Consider the following 13,023-nt stretch of genomic DNA (forward strand, 5'->3'; position numbering starts at 1 on the left):
CTGTGGCCCCGCTACGCGTCCTCGTCGGGGTCGACGCCCGTGAACTCCTCGACCTCGCGCTCCCAGGCATCCTTCGCCAGGCGATACCAGAGGTAGAAGGAGAAGCCCGCGAAGATCGCCCACTCGGCCGCGTAGAACAGGTTGAGCCAGTTGACGGATCCGGATTCCTCGGGCGCCGCGGAGGAGATGGCGACGAGCCCCGCATCCGCGATGCCCCCGGTGGGATCCATCGAGGTGAAGTACACGCGGTAGACGTCGCCCGTGACGCCCGTCCACTGCCCGAGGAGCGCCGCCGGCGACATCCGGGTCATCTCGTACGGGTCGTCGCCCGTCGCGACGGCCGGGCCCTCGTCGGAGATCACGCGGCCGGTCAGCGCGACGGTCTCGCCCGTGGCCGCGGCCTCGAGCTCGGCGATCGCGTCCTCGGCCGCGCCGGGATCCTCGGCCCACCCGATCGCCACGGCGAGCGAGTCGCCCGCCTCGGTCACGAGGCGCCCCGTGACCCACGCGCCCTCCGCGCCGTCGTTGGCGCGCTCGGTGACGACGAGGAAGTCGTCCGGGTCCCACACGCCCTCGACGTCGACCCGCTGGCCGACGTAGGGCCCGGCGAGGTAGGCGCCCGGCTCCACGACCTCGGCGATCGGGCGCACGTTCTCCGTCACGCCCTCGGGGAGCGGATCCGTGTCGATGGCGCGCGCGAGCTGCCACTGCAGCAGCCACGCGAATACCCCCGCGACGACGAGGCACAGCGCGAGCATGCCCAGCCAGCGCGGGCGCAGCATCACCTCGCGCAGCGTCGGCGGGAACTCCGGCGCGTCCGGGTCGGCGGCGGGGGCGGGCTCGGGCGTCATTCGTACGGCGTCACGACGACGTCGACGCGCTGGAACTCCTTGAGGTCGGAGTATCCGGTGGTCGCCATCGACTTGCGCAGCGCGCCGAGGAGGTTCGTCGTGCCGTCGGCGGACTGCGCCGGGCCGTAGAGCACCTCGCTCATCGTGCCCACCTGCTCGACGGGCACGCGGCGGCCGCGCGGGAGCGACGGGTGGTGCGCCTCGGCGCCCCAGTGGTACCCGCGCCCCGGCGCGTCCGTGGCGCGCGCGAGCGCGACGCCCAGCATGACGGCGTCGGCGCCCATCGCGATGGCCTTGACGATGTCGCCCGACGTGCCGACGCTGCCGTCCGCGATGACGTGGACGTAGCGCCCGCCCGACTCGTCCATGTAGTCGCGACGCGCGCCCGCGACGTCGGCGACCGCCGTGGCCATGGGCGTGTGGATCCCGAGGGCCGTGCGCGTGGTCGACGCGGCGCCGCCGCCGAAGCCGACGAGGACGCCCGCGGCGCCCGTGCGCATGAGGTGGAGCGCGGCGCGGTAGGTGCCCGCGCCGCCGACGATGACGGGGACATCGAGGTCGTAGATGAACTGCTTGAGGTTCAGCGGCTCGTCGACGCTCGAGACGTGCTCGGCGGAGACCGTCGTGCCGCGGATGACGAACAGGTCCACGCCGGCCTTCACGACCGTCTCGTAGTGCTCCTGCGTCAGCTGCGGCGAGAGCGCGCCCGCGGCCACGACGCCCGCCTCGCGGATCTCCGCGATGCGCTGCGTGATGAGCTCGGGGCGGATCGGCTCGGCGTACAGCGCCTGCATGCGCTGGGTCGCCGACTCGGGCGGCAGCGACGCGATCTCCGCGAGCAGGGGCTCCGGATCCTCGTAGCGCGTCCAGAGGCCCTCGAGGTCGAGGACGCCGAGCGCGCCCATCTTCCCCAGCGCGATCGCCGAGGCGGGGCTCACGACCGAGTCCATGGGCGCGCCCAGGATCGGGGTGTCGAAGGTGAAGGCGTCGATCGACCAGGTCGTCGACACGTCGCTCGTCGCGCGCGTGCGCCGCGAGGGCACGACCGCGATGTCGTCGAAGGTGTACGCGCGGCGGGCGCGCTTGCCGCGCCCCAGCTCGATTTCCATGCTCACCGTGATCCGCCTCCTCAGCGCGTGTAGTTCGGCGCCTCGACGACGATCTGCACGTCGTGCGGGTGGGACTCCTTGAGCCCCGCGGGCGTGATGCGCACGAAGCGCCCCGTGCTCTTGAGCTCGTCGACCGTGCGCGCGCCGACGTAGAACATCGACTGGCGCAGGCCGCCCGTGAGCTGGTACGCGACCGCCGCGACGGGACCGCGGTAGGGCACCTGGCCCTCGATGCCCTCGGGGATGAGCTTGTCGTCGCTCGGGACGTCGGCCTGGAAGTAGCGGTCCTTCGAGTAGGACGTCTGCTTGCCGCGCGTCTGCATGGCGCCGAGGGATCCCATCCCGCGGTACTGCTTGAACTGCTTGCCGTTCTGGAAGACGAGCTCGCCCGGCGACTCGTCGGTGCCGGCGAGGAGGGATCCGAGCATGACGGTGTCCGCGCCCGCGACGAGCGCCTTGGCGATGTCGCCCGAGTACTGCAGGCCGCCGTCCGCGATGAGCGGGACGCCCGCGGCGCGGCAGGCCAGCGAGGCCTCGTAGATCGCCGTGACCTGGGGCACGCCCACGCCCGCGACGACGCGCGTCGTGCAGATCGAGCCCGGGCCCACGCCGACCTTGACGGCGTCCACGCCCGCGTCGATGAGCGCCTGGGCGCCCTCGCGCGTGGCGACGTTGCCGCCGACGACGTCGATGTGCGCGAAGGATGCGTCGGCCTTCAGGCGCCCGACGATGTCGATGACGCCCTGGGACTGCCCGTTGGCGGTGTCGACGATGATGACGTCGACGCCCGCGTCGCGCAGCGCCTCGGCGCGCTCCCACGCGTCGCCGAAGAAGCCGATCGCGGCGCCGACGCGGAGGCGGCCCTGGTCGTCCTTCGTCGAGTGCGGGTACTGCTCGGTCTTGTCGAAGTCCTTGATCGTGATGAGGCCGACGAGCGCGCCGGATCCGTCCACGAGCGGCAGCTTCTCGACGCGGTGCTTCGCGAACAGCGCGAGCACCTCCTCGCCGCCGATGCCCGGGTAGCCCGTGACGAGGCCGTCCTTCGTCATGACCTCGGACACGCGCACCCCGGCCTTCTTCTCCTCCGGCACGAAGCGCATGTCGCGGTTCGTGATGATGCCGACGAGCGTGCCCGCGGCGTCCACGACGGGGAGGCCCGAGATGCGGTACTCGGCGCACACGGCGTCGACCTCGGCGATCGTCGCGTCCGGCGTGGTCGTGATCGGGTCCGTGACCATGCCCGACTCGCTGCGCTTGACGCGGTTCACGGCGGCCGCCTGGTCGGCGATCGACATGTTGCGGTGGAGGATCCCGATGCCGCCCTGGCGCGCGAGCGCGATGGCCATCCGGCTCTCCGTGACGGTGTCCATGGCGGCCGAGAGCAGGGGCAGCTCGACGCGGATCCGCTTCGTGAGCTGCGACGACGTGTCGGCCTCGCTCGGGATGACGTCGGTGTGCCCGGGCAGGAGCAGCACGTCGTCGTAGGTCAGTCCGATGAAACCGAAGGGGTCGTGGTCCGTCATGTCTGATGGTCTCCTGCGTGGCGCTCGGGGGTGCTCGGCGGCGCGGAAAGATCGGCGCGTGCGCGTTTCTCCCGCCAGACGATTCTAGGGCGCGCGGGGCCGGGCCGGATCCACCCGGATCCGCGCGGGCCGCACCCGGAATACCGCACAAGGGATACACACAGGAAACAGCGGGTTCACATCCAGCTTCTAGCGTCGCCTCCCATACCGGCGAATCGACGATGCGCCGGGCGCCGAACGGAGGCTTCATGACCCGCAGCTGGGCACCGTCACGCGGGAGATCCCCGCGCCGGGCGCGCGCAGGGTGGCTCCTCGCCGCTCTCCTCGCCGTCGCCGCGATCGGAGGGATCGCCTCACCGGCCTCCGCCGCCGAGGGCGATCCGTACACCGTCTCCGGCAACGTGCAGCTCGACGGCGAGCCGCTCGAGGGGGTCGATCTCGCGATCGACGGCCCCGGCGGCGAGCAGCAGGTGACCACCGATGCCGAGGGCCAGTGGCGGGTGTGGGTGCCCGAGCGCGGCGAGACCTACACGGTCACCCTCGACGAGGAGACCCTCCCCGAGGGCATCGCCGTGATCGACGAGACGGGCGAGGACGACACCCCGAACGTCGTCGAGGGCGAGATGGGCCAGGGCGGCCGCCTCGCAGTCAACTTCTTCATCGGCGAGGGCGAGCGCAACACGGTCTCCTTCGTCGACCAGCTCGTCCAGCGCATCTTCCAGGGCCTGAACTTCGGCCTGATGCTCGCGCTCGCGGCCGTCGGCATCTCGCTCGTGTACGGCACGACGCGGCTGTCGAACTTCGCGCACGCCGAGATGGTCACGTTCGGCGCCGTCGTCGCGTACGCCCTCGCGTCCCCGGCGACGCTCGCGTGGCCGCTCTGGATCGCGCTGCCCACCACCGTGGTCCTCTCGGCGGGCATGGGGCTCGCGCTCGACGCGGGCCTGTGGCGCCCGCTCCGGCGGCGCGGCACCGGCGTCGTGCAGCTGATGATCGTCTCGATCGGCCTGTCGCTCGCGATGCGCTTCACCTTCCAGTTCTTCATCGGCGGCGGCACCCTCCAGCTGCCCGAGCTCGCCCCGACCGCCACGATCCCGCTGTTCGGGGCGGTCGCCATCAGCCCCATGGAGATGATCTCGATGGCCCTGGCGCTCGTCGTGCTCGTCGTCTTCGCCGTGTGGCTGACCTACAGCCGGCTCGGCAAGGCCACGCGGGCTATCAGCGACAACCCGCAGCTCGCGGCCGCGACCGGCATCGACGTCGACTTCGTCGTGCGCGTCGTCTGGATCGTCGCGGGCGCCATGGCGGGCCTCGCCGGCATCCTCTACGCGTACTACCGCCCCGGGATCCGCTTCGACATGGGCATGCACATCCTCCTGCTCGTGTTCGCCGCCGTGACGCTCGGCGGGCTCGGCACGGCGTACGGCGCGCTCGTGGGCGCGCTCATCGTCGGCGTGCTCACCGAGATCTCGAGCCTCTGGATCCCCGCCGACCTGCGATACGTCGGCGCCCTCATCGTCCTCATCCTCGTTCTCCTCGTCCGGCCGCAGGGCATCCTCGGCCGCCGAGAGCGGATCGGCTAGGAGCGCACCGACATGGACTGGAACCTCATCATCGAGCAGTCGCTCAGGTCGCTGCTCTCGACCGCGACGATGGCCTACGCGCTCGCGGCGCTCGGCCTCGCGCTGCACTTCGGCTTCACGGGCCTGTTGAACATGGGCGTCGCCGGGTTCATGGCCCTCGGCGCATACGGGTACGCGATCTCCGTGCTCACGTTCGGCTGGCCGTGGTGGGCGGGCATCCTCGTGGGGCTCGCGGCGGCCGCGGTGTTCGCGCTGATCCTCGGGATCCCCACGCTCCGGCTCCGGGGCGACTACCTCGCGATCGCGACGATCGCGGCCGCCGAGGTCGTGCGCCTGTTCTTCCTCACGACCGCCTTCGACGCCGTGACCGGATCCGCCGACGGCCTGAGCGGATACCACGGCTCGCTGCGCTCGGCGAACCCCATCCCGCCCGGCACGTACGGGTTCGGACCGTTCACCTACAACGAGACGGGCTGGTGGACGCGGATCCTCGGGCTCATCGCCGTCGCCGTCGCGACCGTGTTCGTCCTCCTCCTCACCCGCAGCCCGTGGGGACGGGTCCTCAAGGGGATCCGCGAGGACGAGGACGCCGTGCGCTCGCTCGGCAAGAACGTGTTCGCGTACAAGATGCAGGCCCTCGTCGTCGGCGGCATCATCGCCGCCCTCGGCGGGATCGTCTGGGTGCTGCCCTCGGCGGTCAACCCCAACACGTACATGACGTCGACGACGTTCTTCGTGTGGACCGCGCTCCTCCTCGGCGGCGCGGCGACGGTCTTCGGCCCGCTGCTGGGCGCCGTGCTGTTCTGGTTCGTGCGCACCCTGCTCGGCGTGCTGCTGCCGGAGATGGTCGACGCCGGGCTCCTGCCGTTCATGAGCTCGATCCAGGCCGCGACGCTGCGAGACATCCTCGTCGGCGTGGCCCTCATCCTCCTCGTGGTCTTTATGCCGCAGGGGATCCTCGGCAACAAGAAGGAGCTGACCTTTGCCCGCTGAGACCTCGCCCCCGTCCCGCCGCGCCGCGCCCGTGAAGACGACGGGCCTCGCCGCGGGCCCCGCCGCGCCCGGCGTCGCGAAGACCGACCCGATCATCGTCGCCGACGGTGTTACGCGGCACTTCGGCGGCATGACGGCCGTCGACGTCGCCCACCTGGAGATCCCGCGCGGCGCCATCACGGCGCTCATCGGCCCGAACGGGGCCGGCAAGACGACGCTGTTCAACCTGCTCACGGGGTTCGACCAGCCGAACTCGGGCTCCTGGTCCTTCGAGGGCCGCTCGCTCGCGGGGGTGGCCGCGCACCGCGTCGCCCGGCGCGGGCTCGTGCGCACCTTCCAGCTCACGAAGGCGCTCGGCCTGCTGACGGTCATGGACAACATGAAGCTCGGCCAGACCGGCCAGCGCGGCGAGGGCTTCTGGTCGAGCCTCGTGCCGGCCCTGTGGCGGAAGCAGGATCGGGAGATCGAGGCCCGCGCGCTCGAGCTGCTGGAGCGCTTCCGGCTCGCGGAGAAGAAGGACGACTTCGCCGCATCGCTCTCCGGCGGCCAGCGCAAGCTCCTGGAGATGGCGCGGGCGCTCATGACGGATCCGACCCTCGTCATGCTCGACGAGCCCATGGCCGGCGTGAACCCGGCGCTGACGGAGAGCCTCCTCGACCACATCGTGGGCCTCAAGCGCGAGGGCATGACCGTGTTGTTCGTCGAGCACGACATGCACATGGTCCAGCACATCGCCGACTGGGTCGTCGTCATGGCCGAGGGGCGCATCGTCGCGGAGGGTCCGCCCGACACCGTCATGGCGGATCCGGCGGTGGTGGACGCCTACCTCGGCGCGCACCAGGACGTGGACCTCGGCGTCGTGACGGGGCGGATCCCCGTCGTCTCCCCCACCGCCCAGGCCGACGCCGACAGGATCATCGCCGAGGCGCAGGCCGAGGCCGACGAGGAGGACCCGCGATGACCGAGAACGAGCGCGAGATCGTCGTCGACGTCGACACCGTCACGGCGGGCTACCTGCCGGGCGTGAACATCCTCACGGACTGCAGCCTGCGCGCCTATCAGGGCGAGCTGATCGGCATCATCGGGCCGAACGGCGCGGGCAAGTCCACCCTCCTGAAGGCCATCTTCGGCCAGGTGCAGGTGCGCAGCGGATCCGTCACGCTCGCGGGCGAGGACATCACGAACCTGCGCGCGAACAAGCTCGTGGCGCGCGGCGTGGGCTTCATCCCGCAGACGAACAACGTCTTCCCCTCGCTGACGATCGAGGAGAACCTGCAGATGGGCGTCTTCCAGAACCCGAAGCTGTTCTCCGAGCGCGTGGGCGTCGTCACGGAGATCTTCCCCGACCTCGCGGGGCGCCTGAAGCAGCGCGCGGGCGGGCTCTCCGGCGGCGAGCGCCAAATGGTGGCGATGGGGCGCGCGCTCATGATGGATCCGAAGGTCCTGCTCCTCGACGAGCCCTCGGCGGGCCTGTCCCCCGTCCGCCAAGACGAGGCCTTCCTCCGCGTCAGCGAGATCAACAAGGCGGGCGTGACGTGCATCATGGTCGAGCAGAACGCGAGGCGCTGCCTGCAGATCTGCGACCGCGGGTACGTGCTCGACCAGGGCCACGACGCCTACACGGGGTCGGGGCGCGACCTGCTCCACGACCCCAAGGTCACGGAGCTGTACCTCGGCACGCTCGGCGCGGAGCAGAACGCGCCGCGCGGCTAGGGTGACGCGCCCTCAGCCTCAGGCGCGCGGGACGCGGTCGGCGAGGATCGCGACCCGCGCGTCCCCGACGCGCGCGAGGATCAGCGTCGCCTCCTCCGGGCCGCGCAGCTTCAGCTTCTGGCGGAGGGCGGCCGGGTCCACGTCGACGCCGCGCTTTTTGATCTCGAGCCGCCCGATGCCGCGCTCGCGGAGCGCGCGGGACAGGGCCTTCGGATCCGCGGGCAGTTCCTCGCGCACGCGGAAGCTCTGCACGAAGGGGCTCGTGACCTCGGCGTCGCCCGTGAGGTAGGCAATCCGCTCGTCGACCGGGCCCGCGCCGAGCGCGCGCGCGACGTCGCCGACGAGGCGCGCGCGGATGACCGCGCCGTCAGGCTCGTGCACGAACGCACCGAGGCCGCGCGCGGGCTCGTCCGGGGTATCGGCCGGGGCCGTGAGCTCGTGCGCGGCGCCGCCGCGTATCACGAGCGCCGCGCGGCCGACGCCGGGCCGCGCGAGCGCGCCGGACCAGCACACGAGCTCGAGGGTGGATCCGTCCACGCTGATCCACTGCGCCTCGCCGGCGGCGGGAAGCGCGTCGCGGTCGTGGGCGGGGCCGAGCTTGATGCCGGTGGGAAGGCGGCCGGCCGCCTCGTACGCCCAGTCGAGCGGCGGCGAGTAGTCCTCGGAGCGCACGCGGCGGGTCTCGGCGTGGCCGGCGGTGCGGCGCGCGGGGTCGAGCCACAGCCCGTCGAGGCCCGCGAGGTCCTGCTCCTCGGCCCGCCCGTGCACGACGCGCGTGCCGCCGTCGCGGAAAGGCGCGAGGTTGTACGCGGCGAGCGCGGCGGTGACCTCGTCGGCCTCGACGGCCGTGACCGCGATGCCGAGGGAGGACAGCGCGAGCGCGTCGCCGCCGATGCCGCACCCGAGGTCCGCGACGCGGGACAGGCCCGCCTTCCGGAACCGCCCCGCGTGGTGCGCCGAGACGGACATGCGCGTCGCCTGCTCGAGGCCCGCGCGCGTGAAGAGCATCCTCCGGGAGAACTCGCCGAACTTCGCCTCCGCGCGGCGCCGCAGCCGCGCCTGGCCGACGACGGCCGAGACGAGTTCGGGCGCGTGGCCCGCGCGCCGCAGGCGCGAGACGGTGCCCGCGACGTCGGCCTCCGCGGCGCCGGCGTCGAGCTCGTCGAGCAGGCGGAGCGCGGCGGGCGTCAGGAGGGCGTCGAGCTCGGCGGAGTCCATCCCCCCAGGGTAGGCGGGCGCGCTGGCACTCACGTTGCATGAGTGCCAGCGAGCCGCCTAGACTGACGATTAGCACTCTCGGGGTGAGAGTGCGAACCTTACGTCTTCTGTCAGGACAGGAAAGCAGAGGTACACCGTGTCGGTTTCCATCAAGCCGCTCGAGGACCGCATCGTCATCAAGCAGGTCGACGCCGAGCAGACCACCGCAAGCGGTCTCGTCATTCCCGACACCGCCAAGGAGAAGCCCCAGGAGGGCAAGGTCGTGGCGGTCGGACCGGGTCGCATCGACGACAACGGCAACCGCGTGCCGCTCGACGTGGCCGTCGGCGACGTCGTTCTGTACAGCAAGTACGGCGGAACCGAGGTCAAGTTCGGCGCGGACGAGTTCCTCGTGCTCTCGGCCCGCGACGTTCTCGCGGTCGTCGAGCGCTGAGGCTGACGATCTCCTCGGAACCCCGGATGCGTGGCATCCGGGGTTTCGTCGTTTCCGGCCGCGGGTTCGCGAATCCTCGGCGGCCGTCCCTACGCTGGACGGCATGGATGACACGATTACCGACGACATCGCCGAGGCGGTGACGACCAACTTCTGGACGGCGTGGGCCGCAGTCCTCATCGCCGGGGTGTCCGCCGTCCTCCTCGGCTTCGCGCTCGCCTGGCTGTTCCGGTTCATCATGACGCGCCTCGGCCGGCGCCACACCGTCTTCCGCGAGCTGGCGGCGCGCTTCCCGAAGGCCGTGTTCGCCGTGGTGACGGTCATCGCGTGGCGCGCGACGATCCCCGCGTTCATCCCGGACGGCTACGACGGCATCGAGACGACCGCGCGCTTCGTCCTGAACCTCGCCGTCATCGGCGTGGTGGGCTGGATTCTGTCGCAGGTGGTCGTCTTCCTCATCGACGGGGCGATGCTCCGCCAGGAGGCCACGAGCGCGGATCCGTTCGTCCTGCGCCGCCGTCGCACGCAGATCCGTATGCTGCGCCGCCTGGCGATGGCGATTGTCGCGGTGCTCACGGTCGCGGCGATGCTCCTGACGATCCCGGGCGCCAGCGCCTTCGGGGCGTCGCTGCTCGCCTCCGCCGGTGTCGCCTCGATCGTCGCCGGTCTCGCGGCCCAGTCGACCCTCGGCAACCTCATCGCGGGCATGCAGCTCGCGTTCTCCAACGCCCTGAAGGTGGGCGACACGGTCGAGGTCGACGACGAGTTCGGCACGGTCGAGGAGATCACCCTCACCTACGTCGTCGTCCAGATCTGGGACGACCGGCGCCACGTACTGCCCTCGACGTACTTCACGACGACGCCGTACACGAACTGGACCCGCAGCCAGACGGCCGTGACGGGCACGGTGTTCGTCGAGGCCGACTACACGGTCGACGTCCCCGCCGTCCGCGCCGAGCTGGAGCGGATCCTCGACTCCTCCCCCGACTGGGACCGCCGCAGCTGGGGGCTCATCGTGTCCGACGCCACGGGCGGCATCGCGCAGCTGCGGGCGACCATGACCGCCGCCGACGGCGACGCGATCTGGAACCTGCGCTGCAAGGTGCGCGAGGAGCTCGTGGCCTTCCTCGCGACGCAGCGGCCGCAGGACCTCTCGCGCACGCGCTACGAGGTCGGCCCCGGCGCCTGATCCGCCGGGGTGCGGGCGCGGGCGCGCCTAGGCTGAAGCGGTGACCACACGCTCCGCGCCCGCCCCCGCCGTCCCGAGCGGATCCGCGGCCGGCGTCGCGTACGGCTTCGGCGCCTACCTGCTGTGGGGCGTCCTCCCGCTCTACTTCGTGCTGCTGGCCCCCACGGGGGCGTGGGAGATCCTCTCGTGGCGCGTGCTGTTCTCGCTCGTGCTGTGCGCCGCGCTCCTCACCGTCACGCGCGGGTGGGGGCGGCTCGTCGCGGTCGTGCGCTCGCGGCGCCTGGCGCTCTGGGGCGGGGCCGCGGGCCTCTTGATCTACATCAACTGGCAGGTGTTCCTCATCGCCGCCACGACCGACCGCGTGCTCGAGGCGAGCCTGGGGTACTTCATCAACCCGCTCGCGACCGTCCTCCTCGCCGTCCTCGTCCTCGGCGAGCGGCTGCGGCGCCTGCAGTGGGCCGCCCTCGGGGTCGCGGGCCTCGCGGTGCTCGTGATCTGCGTGTTCTATGGATCCGTTCCCTGGATCTCCCTCGTCCTGTCGGCGTCCTTCGCGCTCTACGGGCTCGTGAAGAAGCAGTACCTCGGGGCGCACGTGGACGCCGTGAGCGGGCTGACCCTCGAGACGGCGTGGCTCGCGCCCATCGCGGGCGTCCAGCTCGTCATCGTCGGCGCGACGACGGGGATCACGCTCGGCCAGCACGGCGCCGGGCACACCGCGCTCCTCCTCCTCGCCGGCGCCGTCACGGCCGTGCCGCTCCTGCTGTTCGCCTCGGCGGCCCGCCGGGTCTCGCTGACGACGATCGGGCTGCTGCAGTTCGCGGCGCCGATCCTGCAGTTCCTCGTGGGGGCGTGGATCCTCGGCGAGCACATGCCGCCCGAGCGCTGGGCGGGGTTCGCGCTCATCTGGGTGGCGTGCGCGCTGCTCGCGGCCGACCTGGTGCTCCACGGGCGGCGCGCCCGCGCGGCGCGCGCCGCAAACCGCTACATGCCGTGACCCTCCCGGAAACACGCCGGTGACACGGGGTCAGTAGTTTCGCCGCAACCGCGCGCGCATCACAGCACACGGCGCGCGCGACACGACGAAAGGACGGCACCACCATGGCTCGATCCCGCTTGCTCGTCAGTTCGGTCGCCCTCGCGGGCGTGGCCGCACTCACCCTCGCCGGATGCTCCAGCGAGACCGCCTCGGAGGAGGACGACACCGCCGCCGCGCCGATGGAGGGCGGCGACCTCGCCCTGACGATCGGCACGGCCCTCCCCCAGACGGGCGACCTCGCGTTCCTCGGCCCGCCCGAGGAGGCCGGCGTCGCGTACGCGCAGAGCCTCATCAACGAGTACACGGAGGAGACGGGGCTCGACCTCGAGATCGTGTGGGGCGACTCGGGCGACCTGTCGAACCGCGCGTTCGAGACGGAGATCCCGCGCCTCTTGGGCGAGGACGTGTCGGCCATCGTCGGCGCCGCGTCCTCGGGCGTCTCGCTGCAGTTCATCGACGAGGTCGTCGGCGCGGGGGTCATCCAGTTCTCCCCCGCCAACACCTCCGACGCGTTCACGACGTACGAGGACGACGGGCTCTACTTCCGCACCGCGCCGAGCGACGTGCTGCAGGGCGAGGTGCTCGGAAACTTCATCGCCGAGGAGGGGCACCAGACCCTCGGCATGATCGTCCTCAACGACGCGTACGGCACGGGCCTCGCGAACTACATCACGGAGGCCTTCGAGGCCGCCGGCGGCGAGGTCGTCGCGGCGCCCACCTTCAACCCGGGCGACACGACGTTCACGTCGCAGGTCTCCGAGGTGCTCGCGGAGGATCCGGACGCGATCGTCGTGCTCACCTTCGACCAGGCCAAGACCATCGTCCCGAACCTCGTCGACGAGGGCGTCTCGGCCGACCAGATGTACTTCGTCGACGGCAACCTCGCCGACTACTCCGCCGACTTCCCCGAGGGCACCCTCGAGGGCGCGAAGGGCACCTACCCGGGCCCGACGCCCGAGCAGGTGCAGGCGTGGGTCGACGACCTCAACGCCTTCGTGGAGGAGGACGGTCGCGACGCGCTGACCGACTACACGTACGGCCCCGAGTCGTACGACGCGGTCAACCTCATCGCGCTCGGCGCGCTGCAGGCGCAGTCGACGGATCCGGCGGCCATCGCGGCCGAGCTGCAGGAGATCTCGGGCGGCTCGGGCGAGGGCGAGACCTGCACGACGTTCGCGGACTGCGCGGACATCATCCTCGGCGGCGGGACGGCCGACTACGACGGCATCTCCAGCCCCGTCACGTTCGACGACGTGGGCGACCCGACCGAGGGCATCATCAACATCTACGAGTACGGCCCCGACAACACCTACGCGGCGTACATGGGCTAAACCCCGGGCACGGCGGCGGGCGCGTCCTTCGGGGCGCGTCCGCC

Annotated in this window: 12 protein-coding genes; 8 read left to right on the plus strand and 4 right to left on the minus strand. The window is 71.7% G+C overall.

Going from position 1 to position 13,023, the window contains the following annotated elements:
- Window positions 1-11: 11 nt before the first annotated feature.
- Genes G8E01_RS10670 through guaB form a run of 3 tightly spaced genes read right to left on the minus strand, consistent with a single transcriptional unit; the run spans window position 12 to window position 3,483 of the window.
- A complete protein-coding gene (locus G8E01_RS10670) occupies window positions 12-851 on the minus strand; it encodes an SURF1 family protein (protein ID WP_166319475.1) in 840 nt (279 codons plus the stop codon).
- A complete protein-coding gene (locus G8E01_RS10675; protein WP_205827560.1) occupies window positions 848-1,960 on the minus strand; it encodes a GuaB3 family IMP dehydrogenase-related protein in 1,113 nt (370 codons plus the stop codon). The genes G8E01_RS10670 and G8E01_RS10675 overlap by 4 nt, the downstream gene beginning before the upstream one ends.
- 20 nt (window positions 1,961-1,980) lie before the next feature.
- Entirely contained in the window at window positions 1,981-3,483 is a 1,503-nt protein-coding gene (guaB, locus tag G8E01_RS10680) for an IMP dehydrogenase (protein WP_166319479.1), read from the minus strand.
- Between the two features lie 248 nt (window positions 3,484-3,731).
- Between guaB and G8E01_RS10685 the strand changes: the two genes are divergently transcribed.
- The 4 genes from G8E01_RS10685 to G8E01_RS10700 are packed head-to-tail and all read left to right on the plus strand — an operon-like array spanning window position 3,732 to window position 7,772.
- Window positions 3,732-5,066: a branched-chain amino acid ABC transporter permease gene (locus tag G8E01_RS10685; protein WP_166319481.1), complete on the plus strand. Its 1,335-nt coding sequence runs from the start codon at window positions 3,732-3,734 to the stop codon at window positions 5,064-5,066.
- A gap of 12 nt (window positions 5,067-5,078) precedes the next feature.
- Window positions 5,079-6,059, plus strand: coding sequence for a branched-chain amino acid ABC transporter permease (locus G8E01_RS10690; protein ID WP_166319483.1), 981 nt, complete (start codon window positions 5,079-5,081; stop codon window positions 6,057-6,059).
- Window positions 6,049-7,020 (plus strand): ABC transporter ATP-binding protein, encoded by a 972-nt coding sequence (locus tag G8E01_RS10695; protein WP_166319485.1) that lies wholly within the window; start codon window positions 6,049-6,051, stop codon window positions 7,018-7,020. The genes G8E01_RS10690 and G8E01_RS10695 overlap by 11 nt, the downstream gene beginning before the upstream one ends.
- Window positions 7,017-7,772 carry an ABC transporter ATP-binding protein gene (locus G8E01_RS10700; RefSeq protein WP_166319487.1) on the plus strand — a complete coding sequence of 252 codons (756 nt, stop codon included), beginning with the start codon at window positions 7,017-7,019 and terminating at the stop codon, window positions 7,770-7,772. Before G8E01_RS10695 ends, G8E01_RS10700 begins: the two co-directional genes overlap by 4 nt.
- An 18-nt stretch (window positions 7,773-7,790) precedes the next feature.
- Here G8E01_RS10700 and G8E01_RS10705 read toward each other — a convergent pair whose 3' ends face one another.
- Window positions 7,791-8,990, minus strand: coding sequence for a class I SAM-dependent methyltransferase (locus tag G8E01_RS10705; RefSeq protein ID WP_166319489.1), 1,200 nt, complete (start codon window positions 8,988-8,990; stop codon window positions 7,791-7,793).
- Window positions 8,991-9,126: 136 nt separating this feature from the next.
- Between G8E01_RS10705 and groES the strand changes: the two genes are divergently transcribed.
- The 4 genes from groES to G8E01_RS10725 all read left to right on the plus strand — a co-directional run bounded on the left by groES (window position 9,127) and on the right by G8E01_RS10725 (window position 12,979).
- On the plus strand, window positions 9,127-9,423 hold the full coding sequence (groES, locus tag G8E01_RS10710) for a co-chaperone GroES (RefSeq protein ID WP_166319491.1): 297 nt from the start codon (window positions 9,127-9,129) through the stop codon (window positions 9,421-9,423).
- Between the two features lie 103 nt (window positions 9,424-9,526).
- Window positions 9,527-10,612 (plus strand): mechanosensitive ion channel family protein, encoded by a 1,086-nt coding sequence (locus G8E01_RS10715; protein ID WP_166319493.1) that lies wholly within the window; start codon window positions 9,527-9,529, stop codon window positions 10,610-10,612.
- A gap of 40 nt (window positions 10,613-10,652) precedes the next feature.
- Window positions 10,653-11,606: an EamA family transporter RarD gene (gene rarD / locus G8E01_RS10720; RefSeq protein WP_166319495.1), complete on the plus strand. Its 954-nt coding sequence runs from the start codon at window positions 10,653-10,655 to the stop codon at window positions 11,604-11,606.
- A gap of 104 nt (window positions 11,607-11,710) precedes the next feature.
- A complete protein-coding gene (locus G8E01_RS10725) occupies window positions 11,711-12,979 on the plus strand; it encodes an ABC transporter substrate-binding protein (RefSeq protein WP_166319497.1) in 1,269 nt (422 codons plus the stop codon).
- The last annotated feature ends 44 nt before the right edge of the window (window positions 12,980-13,023 follow it).

The sequence above is a fragment of the Microbacterium excoecariae genome (assembly GCF_011326725.1).
GTDB lineage: Bacteria > Actinomycetota > Actinomycetes > Actinomycetales > Microbacteriaceae > Microbacterium > Microbacterium excoecariae.